This is a genomic window from Brevibacillus soli (assembly GCF_044759095.2).
In the GTDB taxonomy this organism is placed as follows: domain Bacteria; phylum Bacillota; class Bacilli; order Brevibacillales; family Brevibacillaceae; genus JBIYSM02.
Genome location: NZ_JBIYSM020000009.1, coordinates 52789 through 73991 on the forward strand (window position 1 = coordinate 52789; position 21203 = coordinate 73991).

Below are 21203 nucleotides of genomic sequence, written 5' to 3' on the forward strand. Positions count from 1 at the left end.
TTATCGTCCTTTTTGCCAGATATATTGCAGCGCTGTCTCCGCCAGCATTTGCGCACCGAGTGGAAGCACTCTTTCATCCACAAGAAACTTGGGATGATGGAGAGGGTAATTTTTGCTTTCATCGTGAAAACCGCATCCCAGCCAAAAGAATGCCCCCGGAAAATGCTCCAGATAGACGGCAAAATCTTCGGCAACCAGGGCAGCTTCGATCTCAGGCAAAGCGTTTTCCCCCAATAGACACGATGCAGCGGAACGAACCACTTCTACGGCTGCCGGGTCATTTTGCAGAACAGGATATCCACGTTGATACGTAATTTCGGCTTGAGCGCCCATACTTTGAGCAACATGTTCGACAATTTCCGTAAAGCGCCGCTCCAGAAGATTTCGCACCTCGGGTCGCAAGGAACGGACAGTGCCTTCCATAATGGCCTCGTCGGCGATCACATTGTATCTGTTTCCCGCTTCGATTTTGCCGATCGTAACCACTCCTGCGTCCATCGGATTGAGATTACGGCTTACGATGGTTTGAAGCACTTGGGCAATCTGCACCGCGACCAAGGCTGCGTCGATTGTCTCATGGGGCATGCTGGCATGCCCGCCTTTTCCCTGTACGCGAATGGTAAATCGATCCGAGGCACCCATGAAATAACCCGCTTTAATCCCCAGCTGTCCGACAGGCAAGCCCGGCCAGACGTGCAATCCAAACACGGCATCAGGTTTGGGATCATCAAGGGCGCCTGCTTCCAGCATCGGTCTTGCACCGCCAATGGGCGCATTCTCCTCTGCCGGTTGAAAAATCAGGACAACCTGCCCCGACAGCTCATGTTCCATCTGCTTGATGATCTTGGCCGCCCCCAACAGCATCGCGATATGAGCATCGTGACCGCATGCATGCATGACGCCATCGTTTTCAGAAAGAAACGGTACATCCGTTTGCTCTTTGATCGGGAGAGCGTCCATGTCAGCACGCAGGGCTACGATCGGTCCTCCGCCGTTCCCTATGACAGCAACCAACCCATGCCCTGCAATGTTCCGTCTGATGTCGGTAATCCCTGCTTTTTGCAACTCCTCATAGACACGTCCAGCCGTTCGTACTTCCTGGCCGCTTCGTTCCGGATATCGATGAAATTCTCTGCGCAATTGAACAAGGTACTCCAGGTCCGGCTTGATATCAACAGTCCTAAACGGCATGCCTAACTCCTCCAACCTTAGTTGACATATACTCCTGGTCCGATTGGCAATCCAAGCAAATACCAAATGATCATAAACACGGTCCATACCGCCAGGAACAGAATCGCAAACGGCATCATCATGGAGATTAATGTTCCAAGTCCTGCGTCCTTCTTGTATTCATGCATATACAGAAGAATCATCGGCATGTATGGATTGAGCGGTGAAATTGTATTCGTCGCCGACTCCGCAATACGGTAAGCCAATTGAATAAAGGCCGGGTGGTAATCCAACAGCATAAACATCGGAATGAACACCGGTGCCATCAGTGCCCATAGCGCGGAACCGCTGAAGATAAACAAACTGAGAACGGCAGTTAACATCGTGAAACCGACGATAACCGGCAAACCTGTCATGTTTGCACTTTTCAGAAACTCGGCACCATTGACGGCCATAAATACGCCTACGTTGCTCCAGTCAAAGAACGCGATGAATTGGGCTGCAGCAAAGACCATCACGATAAAACCGGACATGTCCTTCATCGCTGCTGTCATGTGTCCGGGAACATCTTTTTGCGACTTGATCTGACCTGTCTTCAATCCGTATATAGTAGCGACAGTGATAAAGAAAAACAGGATGATCGGAATGATACCCTTCATGAAAGGAGACGTCATGATCGAGCCAGTCTTTGGATCACGCAGAATCGCACCTTCCGGAACAACAAGCAAAGCCAACACGGCGACAAAAATCAGGGCCGCAATTCCCGTTGCACGCAGAGCTTTGTTCTCTGCTTCACTCAGGTTGTCCAGGCGAGCCGTTTTCTCCCCGCTATAGGTTCCCAATCGCGGTTCCACAATCTTCTCCGTAATCCAAGTGCCGAGAAACGATAAAAAGATGGTGGAGAAGACCATAAAGTACCAGTTGTCCAATGGTGTAACCGATACGTTCGGGTCGATCGTTTTGGCAACTTCAGAACTGATACCGGCCAATAACGCATCCGTACCCGCGATGAACAAGTTCGCCGTAAATCCGGAGCCCACACCGGCAAATCCTGCAGCCAGACCTGCCAACGGATGTCGTCCCAGCGCCAGAAAGACCATTGCAGCCAATGGAGGAATAATAACGAATGCGGCATCGGAAGCGAGGTTTCCGAGAATTCCGGCAAATACAACCGCAAAGGTGACGATCTTGGCCGGGACCTTAAGAATCATCTTGCGCAAGACAGCCTGAATAAGTCCTACCCTCTCAGCAAGTCCGATCCCTAATGCCATCGACAAGACAAGCCCAAGCGGCGCAAAGCCGGTGAAGTTTTTCAGCATATTGGTCAAAATCCAATGAAATCCCTCCGTGCTTAAAAGGCTTTGTACTGCGACAGTTTCCCCTTTTCCCGGATGGACAACCGTCACGCCCATTGCTGCCAGAATCGCGGATAAGACCATCATCCCTGCCGCTAGATAGACAAACAGCATAAACGGATGAGGAAGTTTGTTTCCGACGACCTCCACCCATCGTAAAAAACCCTTGTTTTCGCCCTGCGGACTTGGCTGCAACGCTGCTTTTGCCATACAGCTCCCCCTTTTCACATACGGAATAATTAAGGAATATTTCCTTTATTTTTTCATATAATATTTGAAAATACGATAGATTTCAACAATTAATTTTTTTCTACAAAAAACATCCGCACTGCGTACGGATGTTTGGATCCCTCTGCTTTTATTTTCGCAACGTATAGATTTTACTTGGTCTTCCCCGCGCAGCATGCAGTTCTTCGCCGATGCATTCCACAAGACCCCATTCACAAAGGCTGGATACGATCCGTCGTGCATTGCGATCGGTCATGGCGAGGTGTGCCGCCAGGTCTGAACTCGTAAACCGATCCCAGCCCATACGGTGAATCAATGCTTCTATCTTTTTGTAGGTCTTCACGCTGACATTGGCCTTATTGCATTTCTCCACCAGTTCCTTGTCATCAGAACGATAGGAATACGTTAATTCTTCCTCTTCTCCCACAGATTCGACGATCAACCCATCCTCCTGAACAATGACGATGCCCCGATCTACCTTTTCCTTTGCGTGCTGAACAGCGCGTCTCCCGTTGATTTCTGCCGAAAAAACGGTCTCCCCAAAGCCAATGCCGACCGCAACGGGCACATCCACCTCAAGTGACAACTGCTGAACGGTATCGCGAAGCATCGGGATTTCACGTTCGATAGCTCCGCGCGAGCTAAAAATCACATACCGCCCGTTGCCCTTCTCCTGAAGGGATCCGTCCAGCCTTTCGCATAGCTTCAGCAGGGTTTCCTTCAATTTCAACTCCAGATACTGCAAATGATAAGGCGTTTTTGCCTGTTCGATAATCTTGTCAAAATGCTCAATTTCGATAATCTCCACACCAATTTGCATATCTTTGAAATACGACGTTCGTACCTTTTCAGAAATTAATTTTAACGTTTGCCGAATGACCATTTTGGTAGGGGAGATCCAATATACGGGAAGCCCTTCTTTTTGCAGGGCTTGGTACGTGGCTTGATAGCAAGTGAGCGCTGCCTCCGTCTTTCCCGCTTTCCATAATTGAAGGTGGAATTGGATTAATTCTTCCGGATTAAGATAGTCATCATATGATTTTACATAGATTTCGCGAGTGGGAACCCCTAATTCAGACAGCGCTTCTTCGACATCTTCCGAGTGCACCATGTCAATGGAGACACGATCCAACAGTTTTTTTTGGTAGTAAGCCATGTGTAAGAGGCACTTGTACAGACTGGACCCGGTATGTGGGATATAAATCAGATTCTCATCCGAACCGATCGTCTTTTTGGCAATCATGTACGGAATCTGTCCGGAAAAAAGCCACACATCCACTTCAGAATCATGTTTCTGAACAATTTCCTCTGTTTCTTCGGTTTCCACATAAGGATAAGGGATAAATTCCATTTCATGACGAAATTCTTTGGCTACGCCCATGATTCGCTCGACCGAAGGCATTGGCCCTACAACCCCGACTTTATGCAGCATAGATTCGATTCCCTCTCTATCCGGTTGCCCATGTGATCTTCTTTCTATCCTATAAAAAAATCGGGAAAGAAACAAATTCTTCGACGATGAAATGAAAGCGGATGGTTTGCTCCATCCGCTTCCTGTTTTCTATCTTTTCCGAACAGCGATTTCCTTGCTCGCTTCCATTTGGAACGGTCCTTCCAATGAGAACAACAGCTTGTAGGTGCCTGACTTCAGATCTTTCGGAAGCTCAACCTCATAACCGTTCCAGTTGTACACAGACCTGCTTTGGTCAATTACTTCGTCGCCGTACATCAGCGTAAACTCCGGAGCCACTTCCTGCATGGAGAGGGACTCGAACCGGCGTTTTTGTGCGTCGTAAGCGTAGAGCGCGAACTCTCCGTCTTGATTCACGGTACCGCGACGAGGCACGCTGATCTCGGCAAGCGGATCGGGCGTAATCCAGTACACGCTGTTCAGCCTGTTGCCTTGCGAGTCCGTCACCACTGCTTCTGCTTCGATCAAATCCCCTGCCCGGTAGCCATTCTTGTTCGTTTTTACTTCCGCCCGATAATCTTCATCCAGCTGAAAAACATAGCCGTTTCGGGTCTTTCTCGGTTGGACGTCCAGCTCGACTGCAGCATATCCGTGGTCTGTTTGATAGGTTCGCAACATGACGAACTCGTAATCGCCGGATGTCAGATAGAGACGATCGTCCGATTCCACCGTAAAGAATGTGTAGTACGAGTCAGCTCCGGCGGATCTTACCCCGATTTCGTGCTCCCCGTCCGACTCCACCTGGACCGCCTTCAATTGGCTCAAATCCGGGTGTATGCTTACTTTTTGTTTTTTTCCTTTTTCCTTGTGTTCTATTTTCAGTTTGGTACGGTACAGGTACTGGTCATCCCCTTGCGCCTTGGTAACGATAGCGGTGTACGTCCCTTTGTCGATCCAGAGCATATCGGTGCCAGATTCTATGAAGAAGTCCGGGATCACTCTCCCGCCTTTTTCCAGCTCCATTACTGCCCCTTCATCCAACTCGACCGTGACCTTGGCAGGCGGGTTGGCCGACAAGTCGATCTCCATGCTGCCCTCCGATACTTCCAGTGCCCGCTCCACAAAAATCGGCACTTCTGCCTCGGTTATGCCGGAAATACGGAAGCGGTAGCTCTTTCCGCGCTCAAGTCCGGTCAGCTGCAACTCATCGCCGGAGTAATCCCATGCTACCACCTCGTCCGTATCAGAATCGATGGCTTCCACGCCAAGATAATAGATTGGATCGTTCTTATCGGGAGGCAGCACCTTCAGCGAAAGGCTCTGGTCCGTCCTGACCTCAATGTCCCGAAGCGTCTCCGAATCGGAAGCCTTAACCGGGAAGGTCAACCCGGTAAAGTCAGCCACGATCTTATAGATTCCGCTATCGATCTCTTTTGGTATTCGGAAAAAATCCCACGTGCGAGTAGCCCAGACGTCTGAACCCTCCTCGTTGACCAGGATCACCTTGACGGAGTCTTCCAGAGTTGACTCTTCCTCTTCCGATTGGAAGACCAGTTTTTCGTTGCGGTAGATTTGGATTGCACCGGTATCGCGATCCTTTTTGTAGGTGATATTTGAGCCCAAATCCCGCAGTAACTCCAGGAGCCAGAGCGGAAAATCGTAGACGTAATCAAGTGTGAGCCCCTGTTTATAGCGAATTTCATAGTTGAGGTCGACCCAATCTCCCGGCTGGTAGATCTCGTCTTCGTCCTCCACGGGCAGCACCTTGACAACCGGTTTTTGATCAAGCTGTATGACATGATCTTCCTTCAGCTGCATCGGTTCGTCCTGACTCAGCTCGTATACCCTCACAAACTCATCCTCAAAGTCCAGCAGATGGATCCAGAAGCTGTCCAGCTCGTCGGCGGTGAGCAGCAGTTTTCCCTCTTTGGAAAGCTGAACGGCAGGGCCCATATCGTTGTGCGTGCCCCATATCGCCGTATCCACGGACGGAGGGAGTTCAAACGTCAGTTCCTTTGCCTGATCGAGGTCGAATTCCAGTCGGTCGGTTTCCTTGTCGACCGTGAACGTCTGGCGCAGATAATAGGCGGTTCCTGTCTCAGCGTGACGTACGGCCAACCCGATGTACTCTCCCTCCGGAAGATTCAACTCCACCCGTCCGTCTTTGGCTGCACTCGCTGCCATCGTGAATGGCTCCAGAATCGTTCCGTCCATCACGGGTGTGAAAGAAAAGAAAACATCCTCCAGCGATTGGCTCTGCCCCTCGGCGAGCACATTCACGTCCACCTTGACGGTTTCACGCAAATCGACGGTGACGGCCTGTGCCTGTCTGTCAAGCTTGCGGAACTTCATGTGCATGCGCTCGGTGTCATAGTCCGTATACAACACGACCGCGTAATACGATTCCTTCGGCAGCAGGGCGGAATAAGGAATCAAGGCTTGTCCCTGCCCGTTGGCGTATACCCGCATGACTTCATCATAGTACCCGTGGCCCTCAACGCGCAGCAGACGCACCTCACTTGACCTGGCCGGTTCTCCCTCTGGATCGACAATTTGCAGATGAACACCGGCTTCCAAACCGTTTTTCACCTGCAGGAAAAGGGTTTCATCCCGCCCCAGTGCCTGACCGTCAGGGCCGAAAGCCTGCAGTTTCAGCTTGTGACTGCCATCGCTGACGGCGGTCGAATCCCACTGAATCGAGCCTCGTCCCTGTGCCAAGGGGATCTCCGCCACCTTTTGACCATTTTCATCGTACACGTTTACCTGTGTCGCACCTGCTTGCTGCACACGAACACGGATGGGAACCTTCCCCCATACCTGGCTTCCCGTGCTTGGTGTTACAATCTGCACGACTTGTTCCTGCATGTAGGAAAGCGCAGGTGCCGCCTGGACCAAACCGTGACCGGTCGCGGCGTCATAACCGGGGCGATCCAGGTCTCGTGCCGTATTTTCCAGAGCAGCCCGGATCTCCTGCGCGCCCCATTCCGGATGGGCCAGCTTCACCAGAGCCGCAACTCCAGCCACGTGAGGTGTCGCCATGGAGGTTCCGTCATAGTATTCATAATCGTTGTACAGCACCGTGCTCAATACTTCCTCCCCAGGCGCTGCGATGTCGACAGGGCTTCCGAAATTGCTGAACTCGGAACTCTCCAGCTCGCTGTTGACGGATGCTACCGTCATAGGTTCGGCATACCCGGCCGGCCAGTACCCTTCCGCGTTGTCAAATTCGTTGCCAGAGGCCACGACGACCAGCACACCTTTGTCGGTCGCGTTTTTGATCGATTCTTCCAAGAGCTTGCTTCGGCCGGGTCCGCCGAGGCTCATGTTAATGATGTCCGCTCCCATTTCCACCGCCTTGTCCACACCTGCAGCGATGGAAAGCGTAGTTCCCCAGCCTCGCTCGTCCAATACCTTGATCGGCAGGATTTTGACGTTTTCCTTGCCTGCCACGCCGGCAATTCCTTCCTCATTGTCCGCGTGGGCAGCAATAATTCCTGCTACGTGGGTACCGTGACTGTTGTCATCCGTCCAATTCGTGCTGTTGTCCAGGGTATTGAAACCGGGCAGCACGCGGCCTGCCAAGTCGGGGTGGCCGGCATCCACACCGGTGTCGACCACAGCGACGATTACCTGGTCCTTTTTCTGATCCGTCCAGGATGCCAGCTTGTCCCACGCCGCTTGTGCTCCCACTGCGGAAAGACCCCACTGTTCCTCCACCATCGGGTCATTCGTCGCCGGCGGCTGATCGGAGGTTTCGGCTATGGTGTACACGTAGTTGGGTTCCACAAATGCGACGTCCGGATCATTTTGCAGCTTGCGGGCAATCTCGGCCAACCTGCTTTCGTCTGCGCGGACCAGCGCCGTCTTCCCCATCCGCTTGACCGTCCGGAACCCCAGCTTTTCTCCCAGGACTTCCGAGCTGTTCGTTCCTTTCTGCTTGTAACGGACAATCAATTCACCCGCTATCCCCTTCTGCTTTTCCGGCCGCGTCCTCTCTTCAGCCAGACCTGGAGCAGCGAAACCGACTCCCAACAGAGGTACGAGAATGCTCGCAACAATGATTTGCTTCCACTTCCATCTTCTCATTTTTGCACGTCCCTATATTGATTTATGGATGATATCAGAACCCTATTATTCTACAGAATATGGAAAAAACATTCAATCCTCTGATTATTTTCCGTTACATGATAAAAAGTGCCAACCGATGACGGAGGCACTTTTTCACTATGGATCAGCCGTGTTTATTGCTTCATCCACTGCGGCTTGAAGAATGAGCTGAATTCCTTGTCGATGAAGGCTTCAAATTCTGGAGATTCGATCACTTCTTTCATATCTTTCACAAACTGCTTGTCTTTGTCGGCGGTGCGAACGGCAACCAGATTGAGGTAGTGCTCTGGCATGTTTTCGAGAACAAGTGCGCTCTTCAGATCCATTTTTGCGGCTAAAGCGAAGTTGCCAGGCACCAGGGAAAGATCCTGGCTGTCCACCGCACGCGGCAACTGAGCAGCTTCAACAGGTGTGATGACGAGTTTTTTCTTGTTTTCTACGATATCTTTTTCCGAAATTTTAATAGGATCCGCATCTTTCTTTACCGTGATCAACCCTGCTTGCTGCAGTACAACCAAAGCGCGTGCCAGGTTGGTAGGGTCATTGGGAATGGATACGCTGGCTCCGTCTGCAACCTCTTCAATGGCTTTGAACTTTTTCGAATAGATCCCCATTGGGCCTGTTGGCACCTTGATGATGCCGGTCAAATCAAGATTCTTATCCCGCGAGAAATTCGTTAGATAGATTTCGTTCTGGAACAGGTTTGCGTCGATGGAACCTTCCGCCAGGGTCAGATTCGGTTGGATGTAGTCGCTAAACTCCGTCACTTTCACGGTGTAGCCCTTTTTCTCAAGCAGGGGCGCAATGCCGTTTTTCACCATGTCCGTAAAAGGACCCGCGGTTGCTCCAAAATTGATTTGCTTGGTTTGGTCCGCGTTCCCGGCGGTCTCGCTGCTTCCGCACGCGGTCAACAATACGGAAGATGCCAAAAGTGTTCCTGCGATGATACCCCAGAGCTTTTTCATGGTCGTTTCTCTCCTCTTTCTTCTATATTATTATCGTTTATCCAACTTTTTGGCGAGCTTGTCACCCGCTGTCTGAATCAGTTGAACGAGAACGATCAAAACAACAACGGTGGTAAACATGATCGTATTGTCAAACCGGTAATAACCGAAACGGATGGCCAGGTCGCCGATTCCTCCGCCCCCGACAATACCGGCCATGGCGGAAAAGCCCAACAAACTGATCGTCGTAACGGTAAGACCCAGGATGAGGCCGGAGCGAGCCTCTACCAGCAGTACCTTGAAAATGATTTGTCGGGTACTCGAACCCATGGCCAATGCTGCTTCAATCACTCCTCGGTTCACATCCTTTAAGGATGCTTCCACCAGCCGAGCGTAGAACGGAATCGCAGCAATCGTCAAAGGTACGGTAGCCGCTTTCGGCCCGACTGTTGTACCGGCGATCAGACTGGTTAACGGAATGAGGGCAACCAGCAAAATCACAAACGGCGTCGAGCGAATCACGTTGACCACGAAACCGCATATGCGATTGATCCACGGCCTCTCTCCCAACAGACTGTTATCTGTGGTAAACAGCATCAACCCCAGTGGAATGCCCAACAGCGCAGCCAGGCTAACGGAAATGCTCATCATGAAAAAAGTTTCAAAGAACGCTTTCTGCAAATCAGGCAGAATCAGAGCGATGGACTCAAGCATACGGAATCACCTCCGTTCCCGCTGTCTCTCGATTGAGGAATTCCAGTACTTTGGTCCGCTCCGTTGATTCTCCGATCAGCTCCATGATGAAAATGCCAAGCGGAATGTCCTGTATGTATTCGATATTTCCATGGAGGATGTTTGCTTCCACGGAAAAGGAACGAAGCATGGTCGAGATAATCGGTTTTTCTGCCCGCTCTCCCTGGAAGATTACCTTGACCAGTTCACTGTCTGGAGTGCGACGTTTCAAAAGATGACCGGGCAGTTTTACTTCCAGGACGGATTGGACAAATTGTCGCGTCAGCTCCGTTTTCGGCGTGGCGAAGAGCTCATAGACCGGTCCTTCCTCCACAATTTTGCCGTTCGCCATGATGGCCACGCGATGACAGATTTCTTTTACGACTTCCATCTCATGTGTGATCAACACGATGGATAGTCCCAGTTTTTGATGAATCTCTTTCAGCAAATTGAGGATCGAGCGAGTCGTTTTCGGATCGAGCGCAGAGGTCGCTTCGTCACAAAGCAGGACTTTCGGAGAGTTGGCCAGTGCCCGTGCAATTCCCACCCGCTGTTTCTGTCCTCCTGATAGCTGGGCAGGATAGGCGTTCGCTTTATCCGACAGCCCGACCAAATCCAACAGTTCTGTGATTCTGGTTTCAATCTCTGTTTTGCTTTTGCCCGCTACCTCCATCGGATAGGCGATGTTTCCCGCCACGGTACGATTGGCCATCAGATTAAAATGCTGAAAAATCATCCCGATGGACTGACGGACCTTGCGGAGCTCCTCATCGGAAAGAGCAGTCAAGTCGGTTCCCTCAATCAATACCTGACCGCTTGTCGGTCTTTCCAGCATGTTGATACAGCGCAGGAGCGAGCTTTTCCCAGCCCCGCTGTACCCGACAATCCCGTAAATTTCCCCTTTCTGTATTTGCAGGGAAACATGATCAACAGCAGTCACTTCTCTCTCTTTTGAGCTGTACACTTTCTGTACATGGCGAAGCTCAATCATCTCGACACTCCCTTTTTTTATAACCCAGCCGACTTAAGCAAACGCTGGTGTCGGCTGGGGCCCCGAACACTTTCCAAGTAGCTTCATGAAATGCCGAACTTCTATAAGTTCTGAAACACTAAAAAAACCGCCTCTCCTGACGAAGCAGAAGAGGCGGGACGTTATTACGAAAAGTAAAAAACGGCGTCGCTTCTTATCTTCCAGGAGTACTCCTGCAGGAATTGGCACCTTCATCTGTCATGGACAGAATGGGTTGCCGAGGTATCTTCGGGCCTGTCCCTCCACCTCTCTTGATAAGAAAAGGTTATTCATTTTATGAAAAGTTGTTCCTATCTTACTTTGAATATTCGATTATGTCAAACAAAAACTGCACAATCTCCTCAACCTGATCGGCCAGAAACACCGGGAGTACGGGATGGACGAACTGCTCCCGGCTGATGACCGCCACTACATCGGACAGCGTATCCAGCAGTTCCGCATCGGATGGGTCCCGCAGCATGACCAGCTTCGGGTAACCCTCACGCTTAAACCCTTCCACCAGAACCAGATCCGCTCCCGCTTCCCCCATTCGTTTCACCAGCTGCTGAAGGGGAACGGGCCTTTGCTCCACCATCGCCGTTTTGGTCGCTGACTGGATGGCCACGATGGATGCGCCCGCTTCCCGGAACCGATAGGTGTCCTTTCCGGGCTGATCCCACTCAAAATCATGGCCGCCATCGTGCTTGATGACGCCCACGCGGATGCCCTCCCGCTCCAGCCCGGGAATCAGTTTGGCCAACAGTGTGGTCTTTCCCGAGTTGGAATAACCGACGAACTGAACAACACGCGGCTGGTCTCCCATCGCTTTACTCCTTCCTGCTCCAGCTGGGGGAGCGGTGGGGGATGACGTCCACCGTTTCTCCGGCCTGTTTGCCCCTGCCTCCTGCCGGGATGACGATGAAACACTCGCTTTCCTTCAGGGTGCTGAGATTGCCGGACTTGTCGTTGCAGTCGGGATAGGCGTACAGAACGGCTTCCTTCTCCATCAACCGTCCACGCAGAAAGCGAGGGTACGGACACGGTTTCTCATAAGAAGTCGCCAACACGGCGCGTATTTTGCGAACACCCTGATCCCGCTGCCGAAGCATGTGCGCTAAAAACGGGCGGCCAAACAGCTCAAAGCCAAGGAAGCAGGCCCCTGGATTGCCGGACAGCCCGAGTAAGAGCTTGTCTCGAAAGACGGCTGCGGTAGTGGGACTGCCGGGCCGCATCGCCACCCGATTGAACAACAGCTTCACATCGGGTTCGTCCGTCAGGGAGGCGATCACGTCAAAGTCGCCTACCGAGACACCGCCCGTGGTGATCATGGCATCCACCTGTTCCATGTAATTTTCCAGTGCCCGTTTGGCTTTCGTCAGGTCGTCGGGCAATCTTCCGAACCATACGGGAATGCCGCCCGCCTCGGCGATCATGGCGGACAGCATCACCCCGTTGCTGTTGCGGATTTTCCCCGGAACAAGCGGCTGGTCTGCGTCAAGCAGCTCGCTGCCGGTGGCAAGCAGACCGATTCTTGGCTTTCGAACGACGGGTATCCTGGTGCAGCCGAAAGTGGCCAACAGTGCCAGCGTGCCTGCGTTGATCAGCTCGCCGGCAGCGGCAATTTTCGTGCCCTCGCACAGTTCTTCCCCCCGGCGGGAGATGTTCTCTCCCGGCTTCAGCTCCTTTTTTACACCGACGAGGGGGGAGAGGGTCCCGGGATGTACTGTCTGTTCGAACATCACGACGGCGTCCGCCCCTTTGGGCAGCATCGCGCCGGTCATGATGCGGCTTGCCGTGCCCGGTACAAGCTCTGCCTGCGGCACTTGACCTGCGGCGATCGTTTCCACGACCGACAAAAATACCGGTTGGTCCACCGTCGCTCCCCTGGTATCCGCCGCTCTCACGGCAAACCCGTCCAGCGGAGAGCGGTCAAACGGGGGCAGATCGCAGGTCGCATACAAGTCCCGTGCCACTGTCCTGCCGTATGCCTCATGGATGTCCACCTCTTCTTCCGGCAGGGAAATGTCTTCCGCCAGAAGCAGGTGCGCCGCTTCGTCCACATGAATGGTTTGCCGATGAAAACGCATGTTGTCCTCCCTAACGATCGCCCTATCCGACGCTTGTCTCCAGTTCTTCGATTCGTTTCTCCACATATTTGGTATCTTTGTGGGCGTGATATGTGTCCGCCTTTTCCACAACCACGGTTGTGTTGTACTCCGGAATACCCGCGTACTTTTCGTAGACACCCTTTGGAATCAGCACGTTTCCTTCCGGCCAGTACACCTGGATGTTGCCCTGTTTCGTCTCCGCGTACTTGGCCCGTCCGTGAAACGTTCCATATCCATTATAGACGACAACCGCTTCACCGTCTCGAATATCCAGCGGCTTGGCGTCATCCGGATGAATCAACACATCGTAGCGGTCCGCTGCGTTAAACGGATCTGTTTCACTGTAGATCATCGAATTAAACTGCTTGCCCCGGCGGGTCGTCACGTAGAAGTGCCCTTCCGGCTTTCTAAGCTCCGGCACCACAATGGGAATGAGATTGCCGCGGCCGTCCGGTGTCGGACAAATGCCGTCCTCGCACAGCCACGCCCCGCCCCATTGGAATACGTCTCCGCGGTTTTTCAGGTGCTGAATCCCGTCGTAGTTCGGGTTGGCAACGGCGATCTCGTCGCGAATCTGCTGTGCGGAGGTAAAGCTGATCAGGTGTTTTCTCTCCGGATGCACACGGGAGGCCAGATCGACGAATATCTCCCATTCTGGCCGCGCTTCACCAATCCGGGGGCCCTCAATTTCCGCACTGAAATAGACCATCCGCTCCGTGCTGGTCGAGGTTCCTCCTCCCGGCTGTTCATAGCGCGTCATCGCCGGCAGCACGATCACTTCCTCCTTGGCATCAACCAGCGTCGAGGTGTTGAAAATGATGTCCTGATGCACGCGCAGTTCCACGTTTTCCAGACATTTTCGCATAAAATCAGGGTCAGGCATCGTCTCCAAAAAGTTACCGCCGCTGGTGTAGAACAGTCTCGTCTTTCGTTCATGACCGTCCGGCAGCAGCGCGTTTTCCAGAGAAACCCCGACGATGTCCCCCTGCCATTTGGGTATCTCAAAGCCCCACACTTTTTCAACCCGCGTCCAGGACTTCTCTTCAAAATCGCCGCCCGGCAGGCTGAATGGATCCGCCCCCATCTCACCGGAACCTTGCACCCCGGAGTGGCCGCGAATCGGCATCAGGCCGCAGTGCTGTCGTCCGAGAAACCCGCGCAGCAGGGCGAGATTGGCCACCTGCGAGATGTTGTCCGTCCCAAAACGGTGCTGCGTCAACCCCATGCTCCAGACGAATACGGCGGATTTGGATCGGGCCAGCAATTGGGCAAACTCCAGCATTTTTTCACGACTCGCGCCAGAGGATTTCTCAAGCAATTCCCAGTCCTGGCTCATTACATGGGCCTTCAGTTCTTCATAGCCGTTGACGTGCTTCTGCACAAACTCATGATGGATGGCCGATCCCGGTTCGCGCTCCTCCATCTCGAACCAGTGCTTCATGACACCGTTCATGAAGGCGATATCGCCGCCTATGTTTACCTGAAAAAACTCGTCGACGATCTTGGTGCCGAAGACCGCACTTTCCGGAATGGACGGAATCCAGTACTTCTCCATCGCCGGTTCGCGGTACGGGTTGATCAGGACGATCTTCGTTCCCGCCTTCTTGGCCGCGTACATGTACTTGGTCGAGACCGGCTGGTTGTTGGCGGGTACCGACCCCCAGAAGACCAGCACATCGGTGCCGATCCAGTCCTTGTAGTTGCAGCTGGAAGCACCGATGCCGACCGAGCGTTTCAAGGCCGTCTTGCTGGGCGAGTGGCAGATGCGGGAGGCGTTGTCGATATTGTTCGTGCCCAAAAAGCGGGCTACCTTCGCCGCTGTGTAGTACACTTCGTTGGTAATGCCGCGCGCTGTCAGGAAAAAGGCGAGCTGCTTGGGATCGATCGACTTGATCTTGGCGGCGATACGGTTGAGCGCCTCGTCCCAACTGATTCGTGTAAACTTGTTTTCACCCGGTTTCCGGGACAGTGGATACGGAATGCGACCCAGCTTTCGCAGCTGGCTGCTGTCCAGCTTCCGCATCTCCTCTACATTTTCCAGCCACTTCGGGTCGATGGCCGGCATGGTGTTCAGCCGCAGGACGTTTAGCCGCGTCGTGCACAGATGCGGTCCCGTCAGCGTCTGGTCGTACAGCCCCGACACCCCGAGCGCACAGCCGTCGCATACTCCCTGTGTAAGGATGCGATAAGCGTAGCTGAGGTTGTCTCTGTTTTCATACACCACCTTCAAGGTGTCACGGATGTGATGCGGCTTGATCTTCCCCAATCCCATCGGCGCCAGTGAAGCCCAAAGCGACGGCTTCAGAGACGTATCCAGTTTGATCGGGCCAGTATGTTTTGTCTTTCCCATGAGGTACACTCCTTCCTGTTGATCCGCATGAATCGGCTTGCTGGAGAAAGAGAAAACCACCATGAAGCTGCCTCCCTGTTTCCCAATGGAAGGACTGTTCACGGTGGTTGCTCATTGGCAGGTTCGCTACCAAGCGTCAACTACACGCGCCATGGGTGAACGCTTAAGTCCAACCGGTAGGCAGGGACGCTGCTTCGCTTGGGCTTAGGGTTCGCTGCTGAATTTGTTCTGGATGTTTTGGTCGAACACAAAGATGGACATGCCAAAGTCTCGTTCAATGTCGATATCGACAAATAAATCAATCAAGTTTGCTCCGACAAGTGCTTCCATTTCGACCGGTCGATTTTTACGATACATTTCCTTGACCATTTCCGTCCGAGCCGCGCGGAGCATTTGCTTGCCTTCCTCAGCGGTCGCAATGAACTTTTCAACAGGCGAGAGGTTTCCTTCCATCTCACAAATGGCCCAATTTTTGCAAAACGTCGTGACGATTTTGCTGGGCCCTTTGCCCATGTGACGCTTGCGAAAGGAGCGAACCAGATTGCTGAACTCAGCTTCAAATTTATTCATCGATGCGAGTCACCTTTACGCCTAGTTTACCTAAACCTTATCATTGTTTAGCCTGCCAAATCAACAGAAGATTCGTTCGTATTTGCTTGTTCCCTCAATTTTTTTATGTCGAGGCGAATGAGCAGGGAGATCAGGAGTGCTACGCCCATCATCCCTACAAATACGCTGAGCGTGCCTGTGTAGCTGCCTGTCGTTTCACGAACCCAGGCGGCGAAAATGGGGCCTGCAAGACCTGCTGCCGCCCATGCCGTCAGGATGTAGCCGTGAATGGCGCCCAGCTGCTTCGTTCCGAACAGATCGCCGATGTAAGCTGGAATCGAAGAGAAGCCGCCGCCATAGCAGGTCATTACCAGGAACAGCAGGATCTGAAACAGGAGAGCGTTGGCCATATTCGGCAGCAGGAAGTAGGAAACGATTTGGATTGCGAAAAACGCCGTATAGGTGTTGGGACGTCCGATGTAGTCCGACAGGGAAGCCCAGGCGATGCGTCCGCTGCCGTTAAACAGGCCAAGCAAACCGACTACGGCTGCCGCAGTTGCTGCGTTCATACCTGCAATCTCCTGCGCCATCGGTGACGCAACGGAAATAATGGCGATCCCGCACGTCACATTAATGAACAGCATCAGCCACAGCCAGTAGAAGCGTCTCGTTTTCACGGCTTCGTTCGCGGTCAGTTGGGACAGATCTGTCTTGATCTGCTTTTTGCCCGCGTGCACCTGTGCGCGAAACCCTTCCGGCATCCAGCCTTCAGGCGGCGGCGAGAGGTATTGGGCTGAGGCAAACATGATGACGAAATAGATGATACCCAGAATGAAAAAGGTGTTTGCGATGCCCACGCTGGTGATCAACGCGTTCATGATCGGACTGCTGATCAGGGAAGCAAAACCGAAACCCATAATCGCCAAACCGGTTGCAAGACCGCGGCGGTCGGGGAACCATTTGACCAAGGTGGATACCGGGGTGATGTAGCCTACCCCCAGACCGATTCCGCCCAGCACGCCGTAGCAGAGGTACAGCAGGGGCAGATTCTCCAGGTGAATGGCCAGGCCTGAACCGGCGATCCCGATGCCGAAAAAGATGGAGGACAGCGTCCCTGATTTGCGCGGACCATGCTTTTCCACGTAGTGACCCAGAAAAGCAGCCGATAAGCCAAGGAACAGAATCGCGATACTGAAGGTCAACTGCACGTCACTTAGTCCCCAGCCGAATTGCTTCGTGATCGGTTTGGTAAAGACGCTCCAAGCGTAAACCGAGCCGATCGAAATGTGGATGCCCACGGATGCTGCCGCGATCAACCAGCGGTTTTTGGTTTTTTGCTGCAAGGTTCTCATCTCCTTAAATTTTTTTTGATTAAAGTGAGCGTTTAAAAAGAGGAAAAACAGAGCCAAGGTCGGCTAAAAGCGCCCCATCCATGGGGCAACGCCGACACTGGCACATCCTGTGCGGCGCACATCGAGGCGCGGAAGTCGCGAGCAGCCGAGAGTAGGCCAGTCTACGTGAGCAGCGGAGCGACAACGCAACGAAGAGATGCGACGGCAATGTTTCCGGACTTTTTAAACATCCTCTAATAGAAAAACTGCCGTACGTTCACACATCTTCCGAAAGACACAAAAAGCCTTTCGGCGAAGCATGTGAAAGCACGACAGTTAATCATCGGCAGGTGCGCTACCTCAGCATCAACAGCGAGTGTGCGTGTTTGACAGACAAATGGACCGGCGACAGGTACGCTATCCCGTGTCAATTTGTTCCCAAGTCAACTCATAAAAGAGAAAATTTTGTGACAATTCCAATTACACATAGTATACTACCATGGAAACGATTACAGTGACAATATGTCCCATAGAATAATTTTCAGAAAGGGTGCATCCATATGTCCGAGCTTCCTGTAACCATAACGCGAAACGTACTGAAAATACACGACGGGATCTCCTGTTGGGAAGAGGATGAAATCGTGACGGAGTACCCGCTCACGATCTTCCTGAACGACGAGGAATTTGCCACCATCGTCTGCACGCCTGCCGATCTGAAAGAGATGGTGATAGGCTTTCTCGCTTCGGAGGGTGCCATTCGCAGTTACGAGGAGATCAAGCATCTAGCCGTGGACGAGACCAAAGGGTTCGCCTACGTGGATCTCCACCAGCAAACCGTGTTGGCGCAAAGCTTTTACTCCAAACGGAGAATTACATCCTGCTGCGGGAAAAGCAGGCAGTCGTTTTACTTTTTCAGCGACGCCCGCACGGCCAAACCGGTGGAGAGCTGCGTCGCCATCACTCCAGAGCAATGCTATCGCCTGATGCACGAACTGCAGGCCTCCTCCGACATTCACCGCCAGACTGGCGGGGTGCACAACGCGGCATTGTGCGTGCCGGATCGGGTGCTGTTCACTTACTCGGACATCGGGCGGCACAATGCCCTGGATAAAATCTACGGTTACTGCCTGCAGGAAGGGATTGCCACAGCTGACAAAATCCTCGCCTTTAGCGGCCGCATCTCCTCGGAGGTTTTGCTGAAAGCGGCCAAAATCGGCGCCGGGATCATCATCTCCAAATCGGCACCGACGGAGTTGGCCCTGCAGCTGGCAGAAGAGCTGAATATCACCGCCATCGGCTTCGTGCGAAATGACAAGATGAATGTCTACACGCACAGCGGCCGGGTTTTGGTTGAGGAACACTCGGCAAAAGGGAAAGGCTGACAGTCTACGGCTGTCGCTTCTCCCTTTTTTGCTGTTCAAGCAGCGCTGTCTCAAATTCTTCCGGGGTATTGGCATTGAAAGCAGCCCACGGGTCGAACAGATCTTCCGGAATCGCCGTCACCCTTATCTTCTCCAGCACCGTCATCAGCCGATAGCTGCCCTGTCTCAAGGCTTCTTCCCAAAGGGGTTGCGTACGTCGACGGTAAAGGCCAAACAAGGGGTGCACCCGTCCGTTCGCCTGGACGACGAGCCCATCCCAATCGCTCCTCTTTTCGCCGAATTCCTGCAACCGGGCAAGATGTTCCCGATGGACAAACGGCAAGTCACAGGAGAGGACCAGCAAGCATTCTTCCGGACGCACGCGAAAGGCCGTAACGATTCCGCTGATCGGTCCCCGTGAATCCACCTGGTCTCTCACAACGGTTACGTTTGGATGTTGGAACAACGCGCCTGGAAGCTGCTGCGGCTCGTTGGATACAATCAAGCAGGTCATCCCCGCTGCTGTCACCTGTTCCGCCAGATGTTCCACCAGCGTTCTGCCTTTCCACTCCAACAGCTCTTTTCGCCGTCCCATTCGGCTGCTCTTTCCTCCGGCCAGTATGACTCCACAGATATTCATCCCCGTCTCCTCCCTGTTCATATTGATTAAATTCTATTCATTTACCCTATTCTCACAAAAATAAACTCTTCATTTTTCATAAAGTTTTACGATAATACCTATAACTGCCAAATATTATTTCATTTTCGTACCATTCCGAAGGGAGAGAGTAATAATCGTGCGCTTTATTTCCAAACTCACCATTGGGACCAAGCTGAACTTGTTTTTTTTCTGTATCCTGATTCTCTTTGCCGGCGTCATGTTTACCTTTGTCAGCATCGAACTGAAAGAAGGGATCAAGGCCGCCGCCCTGGAGAAGGCGAAGTCGGATCTCGCTCTCGGAGGTCGCTACCTGAACGAAAAATATCCGGGGGATTGGACTGTCCGCGACGGTCTGCTGTATAAAGGCGAAACCAAAATCAACGACAACTACGACCTGGTTGACGAAATCGGCCAGTTGACCGGCGGCGATACGGTAACCATTTTTCAGGGTGACACGCGGGTCACCACAAACGTGTTGAAAGAAGACAGACAGCGCGCCGTAGGAACAAAAGTGTCGGAAAAAGTGGCCAATGTCGTACTCAAGGAGGGGAAAACCTTTTACGGAGAAGCGAACGTCGTAGGAAAATTCTATCAAGCCGCCTACGAACCGCTTACCAATTCCTCCGGTGAGATCATCGGAATCTGGTACGTGGGAGCGCCACAATCCCTGATCGATACGACTCTCGCCAACGTTATGAAGACGTTCGGGGTCGTTCTGGTCGGAGCCATCCTGATCGCTCTCCTGTTTGTCGCCGGGTTCACACGCTTTTTGAAAAAGCGGCTGAACGCGATCGCAACTGCGCTGATGAAGGCGGGTGAAGGCGATTTCACCTGTACGGTCAATGACCGTGTTCAGGACGAGATCGGTCAAATTTCTACCCACTTCAATCAAATGTGCCAGCAGCTGCGCCAATTGGTCAACCAGGTCTCTCAAACAGCACAGGAAGTTTCCATGGCAGCCGGAAACCTTTCCGCCGGAGCCGAGCAAATCAGCCAAGCGACGCAGCACATTTCACAAAACATCTCGGAGGTTGCAGCGGGTACCGAAACGCAAGTCCACAGCGTGGGAAGCAGTTTGCAAGCCGTTCAGGAGATTTCCGCCAACGCACAGCACATCGCTGCAAACGCCCATGACGCCTCCGTCGTGGCGACATCGGCCGCCGAAAAAGCGACGGAAGGCACTGCCTCCATTGAAAACGCTATCAGGCAGATGGATCTGATCCAACATACGATGAAACAGCTTTCCCAGGTGGTTCAGGGACTGGGAGAACGTTCGCAGGAAATTGGCCAGATCATCGAGGTGATCACCAGTATTGCCGACCAGACCAATTTGCTTGCCCTCAATGCGGCGATTGAAGCGGCACGGGCAGGCGATCACGGCAGGGGCTTTGCTGTCGTTGCGGACGAAGTAAGAAAATTGGCGGAACAATCCTCCCAGTCGGCACAGCAAATCTCACTTTTGATCAGTGCAATCCAGCAAGAAACGGTAACAGCGGTAGAAGCCATGACGACAGGCAGCAGCGAGGTAACCTCCGGGATCCAGGTAGTCAACGCGGCCGGTTCTTCCTTTACAGCCATACAGTCGGCGATTCGGGACGTGGCGGAAAAAATCCAGGAGGTTTCCGCGGCCGCCCAGCAGATGACAGCCTCTACGGAACAAGTGGTGGAAGTCGTCTCCGTTATCTCGAAGATTGCAGGCAAATCGGCGTCCCGGACGCAAAACGTTTCAGCTGCTTCCGAGGAACAGCTCGCCTCTATGCAGGAAATTACTTCATCGGCGATATCGTTATCGAGAATTTCAGACCAACTGCTCGAACTAACAGCCAAATTCCGTTCGTAGACTGGCATCCGCCAGTCTTTTTTCATTGGTTGAAATTTTTTAGGAAA

15 protein-coding genes and 1 riboswitch are annotated in these 21203 nt (G+C 52.7%); of the genes, 2 read left to right on the top strand and 13 right to left on the bottom strand.

Annotated elements, in window-relative coordinates; translation table 11 throughout:
• The 12 genes from ACE99V_RS05680 to ACE99V_RS05735 form a co-directional block, all read right to left on the bottom strand.
• A complete protein-coding gene (locus ACE99V_RS05680) occupies positions 1-1191 on the bottom strand; it encodes a M20 metallopeptidase family protein (RefSeq protein WP_400489295.1) in 1191 nt (396 codons plus the stop codon).
• A 17-nt stretch (positions 1192-1208) separates the two neighbouring features.
• A complete protein-coding gene (locus tag ACE99V_RS05685) occupies positions 1209-2735 on the bottom strand; it encodes an AbgT family transporter (RefSeq protein WP_400489296.1) in 1527 nt (508 codons plus the stop codon).
• Positions 2736-2883: 148 nt separating this feature from the next.
• The gene (locus tag ACE99V_RS05690) at positions 2884-4182 is read right to left on the bottom strand and encodes a hypothetical protein (protein WP_400489407.1); all 1299 of its coding nucleotides are present in this window, start codon (positions 4180-4182) and stop codon (positions 2884-2886) included.
• A gap of 132 nt (positions 4183-4314) precedes the next feature.
• The gene (locus ACE99V_RS05695; RefSeq protein WP_400489297.1) at positions 4315-8250 is read right to left on the bottom strand and encodes a S8 family serine peptidase; all 3936 of its coding nucleotides are present in this window, start codon (positions 8248-8250) and stop codon (positions 4315-4317) included.
• A gap of 155 nt (positions 8251-8405) precedes the next feature.
• The gene (locus ACE99V_RS05700) at positions 8406-9236 is read right to left on the bottom strand and encodes a MetQ/NlpA family ABC transporter substrate-binding protein (RefSeq protein WP_400489298.1); all 831 of its coding nucleotides are present in this window, start codon (positions 9234-9236) and stop codon (positions 8406-8408) included.
• 30 nt (positions 9237-9266) lie between these two features.
• Positions 9267-9929, bottom strand: a complete 663-nt coding sequence (locus ACE99V_RS05705) for a methionine ABC transporter permease (RefSeq protein ID WP_400489299.1) — start codon at positions 9927-9929, stop codon at positions 9267-9269.
• Positions 9922-10938, bottom strand: coding sequence for a methionine ABC transporter ATP-binding protein (locus ACE99V_RS05710; protein WP_400489300.1), 1017 nt, complete (start codon positions 10936-10938; stop codon positions 9922-9924). Before ACE99V_RS05710 ends, ACE99V_RS05705 begins: the two co-directional genes overlap by 8 nt.
• A 190-nt stretch (positions 10939-11128) precedes the next feature.
• A riboswitch (SAM riboswitch) is annotated at positions 11129-11238 on the bottom strand.
• Positions 11239-11272: 34 nt separating this feature from the next.
• Positions 11273-11779: a molybdopterin-guanine dinucleotide biosynthesis protein B gene (gene mobB / locus ACE99V_RS05715; RefSeq protein ID WP_400489301.1), complete on the bottom strand. Its 507-nt coding sequence runs from the start codon at positions 11777-11779 to the stop codon at positions 11273-11275.
• A gap of 4 nt (positions 11780-11783) precedes the next feature.
• Positions 11784-13043: a molybdopterin molybdotransferase MoeA gene (locus ACE99V_RS05720; RefSeq protein WP_400489302.1), complete on the bottom strand. Its 1260-nt coding sequence runs from the start codon at positions 13041-13043 to the stop codon at positions 11784-11786.
• A gap of 22 nt (positions 13044-13065) precedes the next feature.
• Positions 13066-15414 (bottom strand): FdhF/YdeP family oxidoreductase, encoded by a 2349-nt coding sequence (locus ACE99V_RS05725; protein ID WP_400489408.1) that lies wholly within the window; start codon positions 15412-15414, stop codon positions 13066-13068.
• Between the two features lie 204 nt (positions 15415-15618).
• The gene (locus tag ACE99V_RS05730; RefSeq protein ID WP_400489303.1) at positions 15619-15984 is read right to left on the bottom strand and encodes a Na-translocating system protein MpsC family protein; all 366 of its coding nucleotides are present in this window, start codon (positions 15982-15984) and stop codon (positions 15619-15621) included.
• Between the two features lie 47 nt (positions 15985-16031).
• Positions 16032-17306: an L-lactate MFS transporter gene (locus ACE99V_RS05735; RefSeq protein ID WP_400489304.1), complete on the bottom strand. Its 1275-nt coding sequence runs from the start codon at positions 17304-17306 to the stop codon at positions 16032-16034.
• Positions 17307-17854: 548 nt separating this feature from the next.
• Here ACE99V_RS05735 and fdhD point away from each other — a divergent pair.
• On the top strand, positions 17855-18676 hold the full coding sequence (fdhD, locus tag ACE99V_RS05740; protein ID WP_400489305.1) for a formate dehydrogenase accessory sulfurtransferase FdhD: 822 nt from the start codon (positions 17855-17857) through the stop codon (positions 18674-18676).
• Between the two features lie 4 nt (positions 18677-18680).
• Here the strand turns inward: fdhD and mobA are convergent, their stop codons facing one another.
• Complete coding sequence (gene mobA / locus ACE99V_RS05745) at positions 18681-19295, bottom strand: molybdenum cofactor guanylyltransferase (RefSeq protein ID WP_400489306.1); 615 nt, start codon at positions 19293-19295, stop codon at positions 18681-18683.
• Between the two features lie 157 nt (positions 19296-19452).
• Here mobA and ACE99V_RS05750 point away from each other — a divergent pair, with 157 nt between their 5' ends.
• Positions 19453-21156: a methyl-accepting chemotaxis protein gene (locus ACE99V_RS05750; protein ID WP_400489307.1), complete on the top strand. Its 1704-nt coding sequence runs from the start codon at positions 19453-19455 to the stop codon at positions 21154-21156.
• Positions 21157-21203 lie beyond the last annotated feature (47 nt).